At 62.5% G+C, this 13,095-nt stretch carries 13 protein-coding genes; 9 read left to right on the forward strand and 4 right to left on the reverse strand.

The genetic code is table 11. The annotated features are described in order from the left end of the window. Positions 1-11: 11 nt before the first annotated feature. The gene (locus tag I2C21_RS10990; RefSeq protein ID WP_101691388.1) at positions 12-1,199 is read right to left on the reverse strand and encodes a pyridoxal phosphate-dependent aminotransferase; all 1,188 of its coding nucleotides are present in this window, start codon (positions 1,197-1,199) and stop codon (positions 12-14) included. Then, positions 1,196-1,675 (reverse strand): Lrp/AsnC family transcriptional regulator, encoded by a 480-nt coding sequence (locus tag I2C21_RS10995; protein WP_101691389.1) that lies wholly within the window; start codon positions 1,673-1,675, stop codon positions 1,196-1,198. Before I2C21_RS10995 ends, I2C21_RS10990 begins: the two co-directional genes overlap by 4 nt. Positions 1,676-1,986: 311 nt before the next feature. On the opposite strand from I2C21_RS10995, the gene I2C21_RS11000 reads away from it, so the two are divergent. The 9 genes from I2C21_RS11000 to I2C21_RS11040 are packed head-to-tail and all read left to right on the forward strand — an operon-like array spanning position 1,987 to position 10,590. Next, positions 1,987-2,310 (forward strand): hypothetical protein, encoded by a 324-nt coding sequence (locus I2C21_RS11000; RefSeq protein WP_101691390.1) that lies wholly within the window; start codon positions 1,987-1,989, stop codon positions 2,308-2,310. Further along, a complete protein-coding gene (locus I2C21_RS11005; RefSeq protein WP_195279293.1) occupies positions 2,307-3,341 on the forward strand; it encodes a V-type ATPase subunit in 1,035 nt (344 codons plus the stop codon). The genes I2C21_RS11000 and I2C21_RS11005 overlap by 4 nt, the downstream gene beginning before the upstream one ends. A 32-nt stretch (positions 3,342-3,373) precedes the next feature. After that, positions 3,374-5,308 (forward strand): V-type ATP synthase subunit I, encoded by a 1,935-nt coding sequence (locus I2C21_RS11010; RefSeq protein WP_195279294.1) that lies wholly within the window; start codon positions 3,374-3,376, stop codon positions 5,306-5,308. A 19-nt stretch (positions 5,309-5,327) separates the two neighbouring features. Then, a complete protein-coding gene (locus I2C21_RS11015) occupies positions 5,328-5,750 on the forward strand; it encodes an ATP synthase subunit C (RefSeq protein WP_195279295.1) in 423 nt (140 codons plus the stop codon). Between the two features lie 22 nt (positions 5,751-5,772). Further along, a complete protein-coding gene (locus I2C21_RS11020; RefSeq protein WP_186964132.1) occupies positions 5,773-6,081 on the forward strand; it encodes a V-type ATP synthase subunit F in 309 nt (102 codons plus the stop codon). Between the two features lie 36 nt (positions 6,082-6,117). After that, the gene (locus tag I2C21_RS11025) at positions 6,118-6,759 is read left to right on the forward strand and encodes a V-type ATP synthase subunit E (protein WP_195279296.1); all 642 of its coding nucleotides are present in this window, start codon (positions 6,118-6,120) and stop codon (positions 6,757-6,759) included. Continuing rightward, entirely contained in the window at positions 6,756-8,516 is a 1,761-nt protein-coding gene (locus I2C21_RS11030; protein ID WP_195279297.1) for a V-type ATP synthase subunit A, read from the forward strand. Before I2C21_RS11025 ends, I2C21_RS11030 begins: the two co-directional genes overlap by 4 nt. 31 nt (positions 8,517-8,547) lie before the next feature. Continuing rightward, the gene (locus tag I2C21_RS11035; protein ID WP_195279298.1) at positions 8,548-9,951 is read left to right on the forward strand and encodes a V-type ATP synthase subunit B; all 1,404 of its coding nucleotides are present in this window, start codon (positions 8,548-8,550) and stop codon (positions 9,949-9,951) included. A gap of 27 nt (positions 9,952-9,978) precedes the next feature. Then, positions 9,979-10,590, forward strand: a complete 612-nt coding sequence (locus tag I2C21_RS11040; protein ID WP_195279299.1) for a V-type ATP synthase subunit D — start codon at positions 9,979-9,981, stop codon at positions 10,588-10,590. A gap of 43 nt (positions 10,591-10,633) precedes the next feature. Here the strand turns inward: I2C21_RS11040 and I2C21_RS11045 are convergent, their stop codons facing one another. Both I2C21_RS11045 and I2C21_RS11050 read right to left on the reverse strand, forming a co-directional pair. After that, entirely contained in the window at positions 10,634-11,200 is a 567-nt protein-coding gene (locus tag I2C21_RS11045; RefSeq protein ID WP_101691399.1) for a uracil-DNA glycosylase, read from the reverse strand. 496 nt (positions 11,201-11,696) lie between these two features. Then, a complete protein-coding gene (locus I2C21_RS11050; protein WP_502709456.1) occupies positions 11,697-13,085 on the reverse strand; it encodes an alanine/glycine:cation symporter family protein in 1,389 nt (462 codons plus the stop codon). Positions 13,086-13,095 lie beyond the last annotated feature (10 nt).

Here is a 13,095-nt window from a genome sequence, read left to right on the forward strand (position 1 = left end):
CTCCGGCAGCGTTATCCCTCCCGGGCCTGCTTCTTGCGCAGGTTGGTGAGGAAGTTGTCCATCCGGGTGAGCGCCTCGGCGATGTCCTTCATCCCCGTGGCGTAGCAGCAGCGCACAAAGCCCTCGCCGCCCGGGCCGAAGGCGGAGCCGGAGATGACGGCCACCTTCTCTTCCATCAGGAACCGCTCGCAGAACTCATCGGAGCTCAGTCCGCTGGAGCGGATGTCCGGGAAGACATAGAAGGCGCCCTTGGGCTCAAAGCAGGGCAGACCGATGCGCCGCAGGCCCTCCACCAGGTAGCGGCGGCGGCCGTCGTACTCGTCCCGCATCTTCTCAATGTCCACGTCGCCATTGCGCATGGCCTCCACCGCGGCGTACTGGCTCACGGTGGGGGCGGACATGATGCCGAACTGGTGGAGCTTGAGCATCTGCCGGATGATCTCCTTGGGACCGCAGACATAGCCCATGCGCCAGCCGGTCATGGCATGGCTCTTGGAAAAGCCGTTGACCACGATGGTCCGGTCCTTGAGCTCCGGCAGGTTGGCCGGGGAGACATGGTGCTGCCCATAGGTCAGCTCGGCGTAGATCTCGTCGGAGAGGACCATGATGTCGGTTCCCTCCAGCACCTTGGCGATCTCCTCCAGGTCCTTGCGCTCCATGATGCCTCCGGTGGGGTTGTTGGGGAAGGGAAGCACCAGCACCTTGGTCCGGGGAGTGATGGCGGCACGCAGCTCGTCGGCGGTCAGACGGAACTCGTTTTCCGCCTTGGTCTCCACCAGCACCGGCGTGGCCCCCGCCATGTTGGCCAGCGGGCCGTAGCATACAAAGGAGGGGACGGGGACAATGACCTCATCCCCCGGATTGACCAGGCAGCGCAGGGTCAGGTCGATGGCCTCGCTGCCGCCCACCGTGACGATGATCTGGCTGGCAAAGTCATATTGCAGGTCAAAGCGGCGGTTCAGATAGGCGGCGATCTCCCGCCGCAGCTCGGCCATACCGGCATTGGAGGTGTATTTGGTAAATCCCTTCTCCAGGGAGTAGATGCCCGCGTCCCGGATGTGCCAGGGGGTCACAAAGTCCGGCTCACCGATGCCCAGGGAGATGGCGTCCTTCATCTCCTCCAGGATGTCAAAGAAGCGCCGGATCCCGGAGGGCTGGACGTTCTTGATCCGGTCGGACAGAATGTTTTCATAGTTCATGAGAAGATCAGCTCCCTCTCCTGTTCCTCGGCTTTTTCAAAAATCAGATGCTTTTCCTTATATTTTTTCAGGATAAAGTGGGTGGCCGTGCCGGTCACGTCCTCCAGCGTGGCCAGACGCTGGCCCACGAACTGGGCCACCTCTTTCAGGGTGCGGCCGGAGATGATGACCGTCAGGTCAAAGGCGCCCGACATGAGGTAGACGCTCTCCACTTCGTCATACTGATAGATGCGCTCGGCCACCCGGTCGAATCCCTCGCCTCGCTGCGGTGTGACCTTGACCTCGATGAGAGCCGTGACCGCCTCCCGGTCGGTGCGGTCCCAGTCCACGATGGCCTTGTAGCCCAGCACGATCTTCTCTTCCTCATACATACGGATGGTCTTTTCGACCTCCTCCACCGTCATACCGGACATGGAGGCCAGCTGCTCATGGGTGAGGGTACAGTCCTCTTCCAGGAGTTGAAGCAGTTTTTTCATGCAAGTTTCCTCCTATCTTCTCCCATTTTTATTCCAAACAAAAGGCATGGTCCTAATTTTGATTATTATACTCCCTGGTGTATGTCGAATACAATAGCAGCCCTTTCCCTCGACAAAACTCTGCCATCCTGCACAATTTTTTGTCGAAAATATAGAAATCTTTTCTACATTTTCGTTAAAATATCACTGGAATTTTCATTTATCCAGTGATATGATGAATCATATTCGCTGATTCTGCCCATTTCTTCCCATCCATTGGCCCCATCGGTCTGTGCCGGGAGTATCCACGGTTCCTTCAAGGAGAACGCTTTATGGAATACATCGATCTCGTCAACCGAATCATATCCGCCGAACACAGCGCCAGTGCGCTGGCGCAGGAGGCCCGAGAGAAGCAGGCCTCCCTGGACGCCGATCTGGAGCGGGAATGCGCCCAGCTGCGGCAGCGGTATCTGGAGCGGGCCCAGCGCCGGATCTCCATTGTGGAGGAGACCGAGGCGCAGCTCGCTGCCGAGTCCATGGCCGCGGTGGATGCGCGCCTCTCCCACGCCATGGAGGCGCTGGAGGGGGCATACCGTGCCCATCAGCAGGAGTGGGTGGACGTCCTCTTCGCCCGTGTGGTGGGGCAGACGCCATGATCCGAGCACAGATGGAGTACGGCGCCCTCTCCTCCAAGGTCCACGCCCTGTATGGAAAGCGGCTCCGGTTGGCAGACTTTGAACATATGGCCTCTCTCCGGACCGAGGCCGAGCTCTCCGAGTATCTGCGGAGCCATCCGGCCTGGTCCGCCTGCGCCGCCCGCCTCGCGGGCGGCGTCTATATCGGCCGGGTGGAGCTGGAGCTGGCCCTCTGGGACCAGTTCCGGACCGATTACCGCAAGCTGCTCCACTTTATCCCACGGGCGGACAAGGCCCTCTTCTCCTTCCCCATCCTGCTCCAGGAACAGCGGGCCATCCTCTCCACCCTGCGGCGGCTCAAGGCGGGCCACCCCCTCTCGCCCCTTCCCCGGTCCATTCTGCACAGCACGCTGGACCTCCAGGCCCTCGCCTCCTGTACGGACTTTGACGGGCTGACCGCCGCGGCCCGGGATACCATCTATGCCCCCGCCCTGCGGCGGCTGCGTCCGGCCCAGGCGGGTACTCTCCCCGACTATACGGGAGCGGAAACCCTGCTCCGTTCCACGTATTTCTCCCACATGTACCATATCATCCACAAGTGCTACCGGGGAGAGACCAAGGCGGTGCTGCTGCGCGCCTATGGGGAGCAGATCGACTGGTTCAATCTGATCCATATTCTCCGTCTCAAGACCTATTTCCCCGGTCAGTCGGACTATCTGCCCGTCCTCTTCCCCTTTAATTACCGCCTGCGCCCCGAGATGATCCGCGCCCTGTGCGCCGCACCGGACCTCTCCAGTGCGCGGGAGCTGCTCCGGGACACTCCCTATGCCGCCGGTCTCTCTTCCGGCGGGGTGGAGGAGCTGGAGGACGCCTTCCGCCGGGCCTTTTATACCTTCAACCGCCGTCAGCTCACCCATGGCACCCCCTCGATCTATACCGCCATGGCCTACCTCAATCTGAAGGACCTGGAGCTCCATGCTCTGGTGAGTCTCATCGAGTCGGTCAAATACGGCGTACCCTATGACACTTCTCTGGCCCGCCTGTTTGGCTGAGCCTGACTTCCTTCCACAAAGGAGATGATCGGATGTCTGTTGTTCCTATGCGGCTTCTCACCGTGGCCGGTCCTCTGGAGCAGTTTGACGCGGTGGCCGCTTCCTGCGTGCTCGACCAGGAATTCCACCCGGAAAACGCCCTCTCTCTCATGGAGCGGGTGGGGCATTTGCGGCCCTTTGCCTACTCCAATCCCTATGCCGCTCCCCTGCGGCGGGCCGAGGAGCTGCTGGACGCGCTGGGCCTCTCCCCCGCCTATGAGCCCTTTGACGAGCCCTTGGATCTGGAGGCGATCTCCGGCTACTTCGACACGCTGGCGCAGACGCTGGACACGCTGGCCAGCCGGAAGAGCCGGCAGGCCGAGCTCTTGGAGGAGGACCGCAGCATCGCGCTGGAGCTGGAGCACCTGCGCGGTCTCTCCACCCAGCTGGAACAGCTGTGGCACCTGGACTTCATCCGCTTCCGGTACGGCTATCTCCCGCGGGAGACCTACGACAGCTTTCAGTCCGCGCTCAATGAACACGAGGAGCTCTTCTTCATCCCCACCAATGTGGAGGCCCGCCGGGTCTATGGCATCTACTTCACCGCGCGGGAGGGCCACGAAAAGGTAGACGCCCTCTTTACCTCCCTCCACTTTGTCCGCATCCACCTGGACCCAGCGGTCCACGGTACGCCCGAGGAGGCCATTGACGAACTCACGGCCCTGGCCGCCAAGGCCTCGGACAAGCTGCGCACCCTCGAGGAGGAGCGGGACGCCTTTGCCGCCCGGGAGTGCGCCCACCTGCGTTCGGTCTGCTCCGCGCTGCGCTACCACAGTGAGCTCTATGATCTGCGCCGCTACGCCGCCCACTCCCGGGAGAGCTTCTATCTCATGGGCTGGGTGCCGGTAGACGGGCTGGATGCGGTGATGAAGGCCCTCTCCGCCTTTCCCGAGTGCTCCTGTGTGGTGGACCGGGCCGATGAACAGACAGCTTCCGTCAAGCCCCCCACCAAGCTGCGCAACTGTTTCCTGGGCCGGATCTTCCGCCCCTTCCTGGAGATGTACGGCCTGCCGGCCTATCATGAGCTGGACCCCTCGGTCTTTCTGGCCCTCACCTACTGCCTGTTTTTCGGTATCATGTTCGGTGATCTGGGACAGGGCCTGGGTCTGGCGCTGATCGGTCTCATTCTGGCCAAGTGGAAGGGGATGTGGCTTGGCAACATCATCGCCCTGTGCGGCCTGTCCGGCGCCCTCTTCGGCTGCGTATACGGCAGCGTATTTGGCTTTGAAGATCTGCTCCCCGGCTTCAAGATCCTGGAGGAGAGCAGCCTGCTCCCCGGCTCCAGCAACGTGCTGGTGCTCCTGCTCTGCTCGGTTGGCCTGGGCGTGTGCATGCTGCTGCTGGTGATGGGCCTGAACATCTATAACGGCATCCGGCAGCGGGACATGGAGAAGATCTTCTTCGGTCCCAACGGGGCGGCGGGCATTCTCTTCTACGTGGGACTCATCGTGGCCGCCCTCTCTACTCTGGTCTTTGGAGTAAACCTCTTTGTCCCGGCCTATGTGCTGCCCGTCCTGGTCCTGCCGCTGGTCTGCATCCTGCTGCGGGAGCCCCTCTCGCTGCTGTGCTCCGGCGACCCGGCCTGGAAGGAGACCAAGCTGGGAGAGGTGCTGAGCATCGGCCTCTTTGAGCTCTTTGAGACCCTGCTCTCCTATCTTACCAACACCCTCTCCTTCCTGCGGATCGGGGCCTATGCCATCACCCACGTGGGCCTCATGATGGTGGTCCATATGCTGGCCGGCTCGGATCTCAACCCGGTGGTCATCGTACTGGGCAATCTCTTCGTCATGGGCTTTGAGGGCCTTCTGGTGGGTATCCAGGTGCTCCGCCTGGAGTTCTATGAGCTCTTCGGCCGCTTCTATGAGGACGGGGGCATCCCCTTCCGGCCCAAAAAGATTCAGTACACCGCCCGCAGCGGCGAGGAATAAATTTGTGGAGGCATCTCACATGAAATATCTGATCGTTCTCTTTGCCAGCCTGGCTATGTTTTCCCCTCTCTTTCTCACCGGAATCCGCCGCTACACCGGCCAAAAGGCCCGGCGGGCCCTGGGGGCCAACATCGCGTCCTTCTTCGCCTGCCTGATCCTGGCCGCCGTGCTGGGCTTTGGCGGCAGCGCTTCCGCCGCGGGAGAGAGCGCCGCCGCGGCCGCTGGGGGAATCGCCGAGGGACTCAAGTACATCGGCGCGGCCCTGGCCGTTGGCCTGTCCGGCATCGGCGGCGGCATCGCCGTGGCCGCGGCCGCCTCTTCCGCGCTGGGCGCCATCTCGGAGAATGAGAAGGCCTTTGGTAAGGCGCTGATCTTCGTGGGCCTGGCCGAGGGCGTGGCTCTGTACGGCCTGATCGTGGCCCTGCTGCTCCTGTTCGCCTAAGCAGCAAAGGGGGTCTTTTACCGTGAAATACTTTGTGATCACCGACAGTACGGACACCCAGGTGGGTCTCCGCCTGGCCGGCATCGAGGGCGTGGTGGTCCGGGACGCCGAGGCCGCCGGGAAGGCCATCCGGGAGGCGTCGGCCGACCCTGAGATCGGGGTACTCCTCATCACCGAGGGCCTGGCCGCCCTATGTGAGGAGCTCATCGCGCCCATGAAGCTCACCGCCCACCGTCCCCTGGTGGTGGAGATTCCCGACCGGCACAGCCTGGGGCGCGCCAGCGATTCCATCACCCGCTACATCCGGGAGGCCATCGGCGTAAAGCTCTGATCCCTCCCGCTACCTTGATCCATGGAGGACTCCACTATGCCAGAACTATCCGAAAAACTGGACCGCTTTACCGCTCTGCTCCTCTCCCAGGCCGCCGCGGAGAATGAGCGCACCATGCAGGAGCTGAAAGAAAAGCATGATGCCGCCCTCTCCAGCGCCGAGGATCAGATCCTGCTGGAGGCCTATACTTACATCCACGGCGAGGTCTCCCGCATCCGCAGCGAGCAGGGCCGCAAGGTCTCCCGCCATCTGCTGGAGAGCAAGCAGGCCCTCTACCGCCGGCGGGAGGAGATCGCCGGGGAGGTTTTTTCCCTGGTACGGGAGCGCATCGGCGCCTTTACCGCCACACCTGCTTACGCCGACCAGCTCCGCGTCCGCCTGCAGGAGGCCGCCGCCCAGCTGGAGCGTGCAGAGGATCTGGTGCTCTATCTCCGGAGCGCGGACCTCTCTCTGGGCGGGCAGCTGCGGGAGGCCCTGCCCGGCCGGAGCCTGGACATCCGTCCGGGTCCCTTTGCCCTGGGCGGCCTGATCCTGGAGTCGGCCTCCCTGCGCCTGCGTCTGGACGCCTCCTATGACACTGCCATGGAGGAGCTGAGCGGTCATTTTGCCAGTCTGGTGGGGCTCTCCCTGGCTGCCCCAGCCGATGAGATCCCGGAGGAAGGGGGTACGCAGGCATGAGCTATACGATCTACGGCATCAACGGCCCCGTCGTCACGGTGCGTGGCGGCCGGGGGCTGGCCATGATGGACATGGTCCGGGTGGGCGACATGGGCCTGATCGGCGAAGTGGTGGGCGTGGAAGGCGACACCACCACCGTACAGGTCTACGAGGACACCGCCGGACTGATCCCCGGTCAACCGGTGATCAGTCTGGGGGCTCCCATGTCCATCACCCTGGGCCCCGGCCTGCTCAACAACATCTTTGACGGCATCGCCCGGCCCCTCAAGGTCATGGAGGAGCGGAGCGGTCCCTTCCTGGACCGTGGGCTGGACATCCCCACCCTGGACCCGGACCGCCGGTGGGAGACCACTGTTCTGGTCCGGGAGGGAGACCAACTCAAAGCGGGAGACTGCTATGCCCAGTGTCCTGAGACCACCCTTATCACCCACCGCTGTCTGGTGCCCGCCGGTCTCTCCGGCCGAGTGACACATGCCGCCCCAAATGGCTCCTACACCGTGGCGGATGCGCTGATCGAGCTCACCGATGACCGAGGGACGGTCCACACCCTCCGCCTGGCTCAGAGCTGGCCCATCCGCACCCCCCGCCCCATGGGAGAGCGGCTTCCCATCCACCGTCCCCTCATCACGGGACAGCGCATCATCGACACCCTCTTTCCCATCGGAAAAGGGGGCGCCGCCGCCATTCCCGGTCCCTTCGGCGCCGGCAAGACCATGACCCAGCACCAGCTGGCCAAGTGGTCTGACGCCGACATCATCGTCTATCTGGGCTGCGGCGAGCGGGGTAACGAGATGACCCAGGCCCTGGAGGAGTTTTCCGAGCTGCTGGACCCCAAGAGCCAGCAGCCTCTGATGAACCGGACCATTCTCATCGCCAACACCTCCAATATGCCCGTGGCCGCCCGGGAGGCATCGGTCTATACCGGCATGACCATCGCCGAGTACTACCGGGATATGGGCTACCACGTGGCCCTCATGGCCGACTCCACCTCCCGCTGGGCCGAGGCCCTGCGGGAGATCTCCGGCCGACTGGAGGAGATGCCCGCGGAGGAGGGCTTCCCCGCCTATCTCGCCTCCCGCCTGGCCGAATTTTATGAGCGGGCGGGCTATGTCCGCACGCTGGAGGGCAAGGAGGGCAGCGTCACGGTCATCGGCGCCGTCTCCCCCCAGGGCGGCGACTTCTCCGAGCCCGTCACCCAGAATACCAAGCGGTATGTGCGCACCTTCTGGGGATTGGACCGGGCCCTGGCCTACGGGCGGCACTTCCCCTCCATCAACTGGCTCACCTCCTACTCCGAGTACATCGCCGATCTGAAGCCCTGGTATGACCAGCAGGTCAGTCCCCGCTTCATGGCCGACCGGCAGCGGATCTTCACCCTGCTCCAGGAGGAGGACCAGCTTCTCGAGATCGTCAAGCTCATCGGCGCCGACGTCCTCCCGGAGGAGCAGAAGCTGACCCTGGAGACCGCCCGGCTCATCCGGGTGGGCTTCCTGCAGCAAAACGCCTACAACCAGATCGACACTTACGTGCCGCTGGAAAAGCAGTTTCAGATGATGGAGGTCATTCTGGCCCTCTACGACGGGGCAAAGCCCCTGCTGGAGCGGGCCATCCCCCTCTCTCAGATCAAGGCCACCGGGATCTTTGCATCCCTGAGCAAGATCAAATACGAGGTCCCCAACGACACGCCCCAGCGCTTTGAGGGCTATCATGAGGCCATCCGCGCCGCCCTGCGCCAGGTGGATGAGGCCAACCGGTGACCCACCGAATCATGTCAGGAGCTGATACACCATGAGACTGGAATATATGGGGCTCTCGGAGCTCTCCGGTTCCCTCATCGCACTGGAGGGCGTGTCAGGCGTGGCCTACGACGAGACCGCCGAGATCACCCTGCCCGACGGGAAGCGCCGGGCGGGCCGTGTCATCCGCCTGGAGGGGGATAAGGCCATCCTCCAGGTCTTCGAGGGCACTCGTGGGCTCTCCCTGGACAATGCCCGCACCCACTTCACCGGGGAGCCTGTAAAGCTCCCCCTCTCCACCGAGATGCTGGGCCGGATCTTTGACGGCGCGGGCCGGCCCATCGACGGCCTGGGGGAGCTCTACCCGGAGGAACGCCGGGACATCAACGGTTCGGCCATCAACCCGGTCTCCCGGCACTATCCCCGGGACTGCATCGAGACCGGCATCTCGGCTATCGACTGCAACATGACCCTGATCCGGGGGCAGAAGCTGCCCATTTTCTCCGGCTCGGGCATGAAGCACAACGAGCTGGCCGCCCAGATCGTGCGCCAGGCCCGAGTGGGCGAGGAGCGCAACTTCGCCATCGTCTTTGCCGCCATGGGCGTGAAGAATGACACCGCCGAATTTTTCCGCCGCAGCTTTGAGGAGGCCGGCGCCCTCCAGCGGGTGGTCATGTTCCGCAACCTGGCCTCCGACCCCATTATCGAGCGGATCCTCACCCCCCGCTGTGCCCTCACGGCGGCGGAATATCTGGCCTTCGACAAGGGATACCATGTGCTGGTCATCCTCACGGACATGACCTCCTACTGCGAGGCGGTGCGCGAGTTCTCCTCCTCCAAGGGAGAGATCCCCTCCCGAAAGGGCTTTCCCGCCTACCTCTACTCGGATCTGGCCTCCCTCTATGAGCGGGCCGGCATGATCCGGGGCCGTCCCGGCTCGGTGACCCAGGTCCCCATCCTCACCATGCCCAACGACGACATCACCCACCCCATCCCCGATCTGACCGGATACATCACCGAGGGGCAGATCGTGCTGGACCGGGATCTGGACCAGAAGGGCCTCTATCCGCCGGTCTCCATCCTCCCCTCCCTCTCCCGCCTGATGAAGGACGGCATCGGCGAGGGCTTTACCCGGGCCGACCATCCCGCCCTCTCCAACCAGCTCTTCGCCTCCTATTCCAAGGTGCAGGACGCCCGGAGTCTGGCCAGCGTCATTGGCGAGGACGAGCTCTCCGAGACCGACCGGCAGTACCTGACCTTCGGCCGGGCGCTCGAGCAGCTCTTCATCCGGCAGGACCCCCTCCAGCGCCGCACCATCCCGGAGACCCTGGATCTGGGCTGGAAGCTCCTCACCATTCTGCCCCGGAGTGAGCTGGACCGGGTGGACGACGCCACCCTCCAGGCCCACTATGTGGAGGGGTCCTATCAGAGCCTCCTCTCCGATCTCCCACAGTAATTCTCTCTGGAACGGAAGTGACCTCCTATGTCTGCCATTCTCCCCACCAAGGGTGCCCTGATGGCCGCCAAGCGCTCCCGGGCGCTGGCCGCCACCGGGTATGAGCTCATGGACCGCAAGCGCAACATCCTGATCCGGGAGATGATGTCTCTCATGGATACCGCCAAAGAGGTCCAGACCCAGATCGACACGGTCTTTGCCGGAGCCTATGCCGCCTTACAGCACGCCAATGTAAAGCTGGGCATCTGTGATAAGATCGCCGAGGCCGTGGAGGTGGACCAGACACTGGAGATCCAGTACCGCTCCATCATGGGGGTGGAACTTCCCCACCTGCCCGACCGCTCCCCGCCCCCCAAGCCGGACTACGGCTTCGCCTCCACCAGCTCGGCGCTGGACAACGCCTTTATCCAGTTTCACCAGGTCAAGGACCTCATCCGGCAGCTGGCCGAGGTGGAGACCTCCATCTACCGTCTGGCGGTGGCCATCCGCAAGACCCAGAAGCGGGCCAACGCTCTGGAGCACATCGTGATCCCGGACTTTGACCGCACCATCCGCACCATCACCGACGCCCTGGAAGAAAAGGAGCGGGAGGAGTTTGTCCGCCTGAAGGTCATCAAGCGAAACAAAGTCTCCCGATAACAGCAATGCCGCCCGGTCCCGCATGGGACCGGGCGGCATTTTTTTAATAGGTATGGTCACAGATCTCACGGATCTTGGCCTGAAGGGCTTTGAGATCGGCAAAGGTCTCGGGCCGCTTGCGGGGGTCCCGCAGCAGCGCCGCCGGGTGGTACAGGGCGGTCATCTGCACGCCCGCCTTCTCAAACCACTGCCCATGCTCCCGGGTGATCTTGAAATCCTCCTTGATGAGCTTCATGGCCGCAATCCGCCCCAGACAGACGATGATCTTGGGCCGAATCAAGGCCACCTGGTTGCGGAGATAGCCGATACAGGCCTCCTGCTCCGCTGCCAGCGGGTCCCGGTTTCCCGGGGGACGGCATTTTACCATATTGCCAATGAAGATCTTGGAGCGGTCCAGCTCGATCATGGCCAGCATCTCGTCCAGAAATTTTCCGCCACGCCCCACAAAGGGACGGCCGGTGAGGTCCTCCTGTTCGCCGGGCCCCTCGCCGATGAACATGACTTCCGCATTCTGAGCGCCCTCGCCGAACACCACATTGTGCCGGGTCTCGCACAGGGGGCAGTTCCGGCAGGACATACAGGCCTCATACAGTTCATTCCACGACTTCATTCTTTCCCTCCTCTCGGTATTCTTCCGGGAAGGAAAACGCAGCTTCTCCTTCCGTCGACGGCTTTCATTGTACCATATCTCCACGCGCTTGCATACATCCCAGATGCAGAAAGGTCCGCACCCGTGGATGGGTACGGACCTTCCCGCAAGAAGAAAGAGGAATGGGGATGTTCTCACTGGTTTCAACACTCTGCCGCGGCGTTTCCGCAGGCTTTTGTTCCAAATTCATTGTAGAAGCTTTCAAGGAGGAAGTCAAGCCTCCCCCGACGCTTGCCATACAAAACCGTCCGGATGGTTTTCCGTATTTCATTTTTCCCATTTTGGTGCTAATCGTTTGGTTCCTTCTCTTTCTCTGCCATGGTCTGCACGTCTTGTTTTGCATCTAGGTTTCGATTGGCCCCATCGCAATTATAAATGCCGAAATCTCCTCATATCTCCCGTGTCAGGGCAATTTTCCCACCCTAACCTTAAACTTTTATCTGTTCTAAGCGCTTCGTCACCCTGCTGAATCTGATTTCCGCTCCCTGCCGGAAAGGCGCTTTCCTCCGTCGCCCGCCCGGCAGATCCCAGCTACCACATGTCCCAGCAGCAGCAAAGCGATCAGGTTGGGCAGAGCCATCAGCCCGTTGAACAGGTCCGCCAGGTTCCAGACCAGGTCTACCCGCAGCCCGGAACCTGCCACCAGGGCGGCCAGCACCACCCAGGTATAAATCAGCACGCCGCGCCGTCCAAAGAGGGATTCCACATTCTGCTCCCCAAAGAAATACCACCCCACCACCGTGGAAAATCCAAAGAGCAGCATACAGATGGCTACAAATCCTTTTCCGGCCTGGCCAAAGGCCCGCTGGAAGGCCAACTGGGCCAGTGCAGTCCCCTCCAGTCCGCTCCCCAGGACGCCGGTCGTGAGCAGGACCAGTGCGGTCAAGGTCAAAATCACAAAGGTGGATACGAATACGCCCAGCATGGCCACGATTCCCTGTTCCTCCGGGCGCTTTACTTTTGCCTGCGCGTGGGCGTGGGGTGTGGAACCGAGTCCCGCCTCATTGGAAAAGAGTCCCCGCGCCACGCCATAGCGGATGGTCTCCCGCAGGGTCAGTCCCGCCGCGCCCCCTGCCACCGCCTGGGGCCGGAAGGCCCCCACAAAGATCGAGCGCACGGCCTCCGGGAGTTCTGTACGGTTGAGCACCAGAATGGCCGCACACCCGGCCACATAGATCCCTGCCATCAGAGGCACCAGTTTTTCGGTCACAGAGGCCACCCGGCCTACTCCGCCCAGAAAGACAAAGGCAGAGACCGCCGCCACACCAATCCCCACCGCCAGTGTTGGAATGTGGAAGGCATGCTGAAAGGCGCCCGCAATGGAGTTGGACTGCACCATATTTCCCATAATTCCCAGTGCCAAAATCAGGAGGACAGAGAAGATCCCCGCCAGGATACGCCCCACCCTGCCCCGCACGGCTGCGCGAATGTAGTAGGCCGGTCCCCCCAATACCGATCCGTCCGGACGGACAGAGCGGTAGGTCTGCGCCAGTACGGCTTCGGCATAGATGGTCGCCATGCCAAAAAAGCCGGAGACCCACATCCAGAAGATTGCCCCTGGTCCTCCGGCCGCCAGAGCCGTAGCACAGCCGGTGATGTTCCCCGTCCCCACCTGGGCCGCAATGGCAGTGGTCAGCGCCTGAAAGGGACTCATGCCTCGGGAACGTTCTGTCCCGCTTTTCCGGCGCAGTCCGGCCGTCAGTGTTCGAACCCCCATGCCCAGTTTCCGCACCTGTACCAGACGCAGCCGCAGGGTAAAATAGATTCCCACGGCCAACAACACATACAACAGCACATGATTCCAGAGCCACTGGCTCACTGTCCCCAGTATGGTCGCTGCATCCACACCCATCCGC

Source organism: Clostridium sp. J1101437_171009_A5 (genome assembly GCF_015547905.1).
Lineage (GTDB): Bacteria > Bacillota > Clostridia > Oscillospirales > Oscillospiraceae > Pseudoflavonifractor_A > Pseudoflavonifractor_A gallinarum.